Source organism: uncultured Campylobacter sp. (assembly GCF_938018035.1).
Lineage (GTDB): Bacteria > Campylobacterota > Campylobacteria > Campylobacterales > Campylobacteraceae > Campylobacter_B.
The window spans coordinates 1-2412 of record NZ_CALIJF010000112.1; the positions used below are offsets into that span (position 1 = coordinate 1).

Here is a 2412-nt window from a genome sequence, read left to right on the forward strand (position 1 = left end):
CTAGCACAGGCTTTGCGCGAAATAGCGCAAAAAGGCTTTGCGCATCGTTCTGCCCTAGCCTAGCGGGTGCGCCGCGCACCGCCGCAAGCTCCGGCGCAAAAACTTCGTCCAAAAAGCTAGGTCTTACGAATGTCACGCCGCCGAAGCACGCCGCATCGTAAGCCTTGCCGCAGACGGCAAAACTCAAGCGCAAAAAATCATCCTCCGCGCTAAATACCGCTTCGCAGCCGTCCTGCACCACTCGCAGCGAGCTTAGACGAAATAAAAGTCTGCGCGTAGCAAAGCCTACGCCCCTGCTGCATAAAAACTCCAGCAGCTCGCGCCCAAAAACCTGCGAGCTAGCGCCTATGCTGACGCTCGGGCGGGCATAAACGGATACTTTGCCGGTGCGAGTGAAATACCCGCGCCCATCGCAGTGCTCGCAGCGAAAATCACCCGCACCGCCGCACTTTTCGCAACGCAATCTGCCCGCACCGCCGCAAACGGGACAAATGCGCGAGCCGCTACCGCCGCAGCTAGCGCAGGGAATGAAGCGATAGCCCATAGAATTTGACGCAGAGCCTGCAGAATCGCCTCCAGAAAGGCCGCGCGCATGAGCGTCCGTAGAGCTTAATGCCGCACGGCTATAGCCACCGGCGCCCTTGCAAGTGGGGCAGATCAAGCGCCCGCGCCCGCCGCAGTTAGCGCACGGCGCCTTGCCTGCGCCTTCGCAGGCTTTGCAGCGCCTCCTGCCCGATCCGCCGCAATGCTCGCAACGCAGCTGAACGCTAAAGGGCTTAAAATCTTGGAATTTTATGATTTGATCCGCATTCGTAGCGGCTTTTTGGGGATCTGCACGCAGGCGTAGCATAAAGGCCTCGCTTAGCTCCGCATCAATGCTTGCCGCGCGTAGGCACTCGCGCGCATGAGCCTCGAACTGCGCGATATCTGCGAAATGCAGCTGAGCGCGCTCGCCGCCACTTATCTGCGAGACGCTAAACTTGCCGGCAAAGTCGTAACGCACACCAAGCCTCACGCTAAATCCATAAAACTCGCGATCAAGCTCGCGCAGATCGGCGCCGCCGCTACGCGCTAGTGCTTTGAGCCTAGCGACAAACGCCTCTGCAAGCTCCTCTTTATCCAGCTTGTCCATGATCGCTCCTTTCTTGCGGACGCGCCACAAAGCCACGCCGCATAAATTTTAAAATTCCTTTATTAAGATCCTGCAAATTTTAGCATTTCATATAATTATACCGCGAAAGGGAATTTTAAAATTCCAAAATCTCACGCAGGATAGAATTTAACGCCATTGCGCGCCGTAAAATCTCGCTGCAAATCAAAGCTCTAAAATATAGCTCGACGCGGAATCTCGCACTGCGGCGCGGCGACGTACATAACTGCCGCAACAAATACGGCGCGAACGGATAGCAAAATGGAGCCGCGAGGCATACGGCGCCCGAGTGATGGCAGCGGGCATGCAAGACTTTAATTCCGCAGCAGCGCGTAATTTGGCTCGCGACGATGCGCGATACGGCATAACACACAGCAAATTTCGCGGCCTCTTGAAATTTTAAATTTCACGGCTAACTCGTGCGTACGGCATGAAATTTAAAATTTTACGACAGCTATGGCGCGGCGCGCAGCGATCTAAATTTTATGACAAGCAAGCGGCGCGCAAATTCCAATCCCGCGCGACAATCAGGCGACGGGTGCGTGTAGTGCAATTTAATTTACGAGCGCATAGCCGACATATTATCGCACAAATTTAGTCACAGCTGGCAGCACGGCGCGAAATTTCATTGCTGCGACGCATCGGCTCGTAAAATTTAGCTCGCCTGCCGCACAGCTATAGCCGCCTGCGCCTTTGCAAGCAGAGCAGATCAAGCATCCGTGCCCACTGCAGGCGATGCACGGTGGTGTGTAAAATTTAATCTGGGCGCCGCAAACCTCACGCCGGCACGACCGATCGCGCGAGCGTAAATTTAGCTCGCCTGCCGCATAATTTAACTCTCGGCGGTGCATGTCGCGGCGCAAGCGCGAATTTTAGATCGTGCGGCGATCTGCTGCGCGACCGACGGATTAATTTCACGGTGCGCTCGACATGAAATTTAGAATCTCGTAGCGACACATAACACTGTGCGCAGCCGCGTGAAATTTTGAATTTCACGGCGAGCTTATGCATTATGAAATTTTAAATCTTGCCGCGATGAGCTCGCAAACTCGCGAGCGGCTCGGTTTAAAATCTTGCGCCCAGTTTTTGCGCGGAATTTTGCGAGCAAAATTTCAAATGCCAAACCCACGCAGGTTTCGCGCCGAATTTCTGCGTAGATCTTGCGCGAAATTTAATGAAATTTCGCGGGTCGAGATCGACGCACCGAAACCCGAATAACCCGAATAACCCGAATAACCCGAATAACCCGAATAACCCGAATA

At 54.4% G+C, this 2412-nt stretch carries 1 pseudogene; it reads right to left on the reverse strand.

What is annotated here, in order from left to right:
• Positions 1-1132, reverse strand: a pseudogene (locus Q0257_RS03585) (hypothetical protein); the annotation flags it as partial.
• Positions 1133-2412 lie beyond the last annotated feature (1280 nt).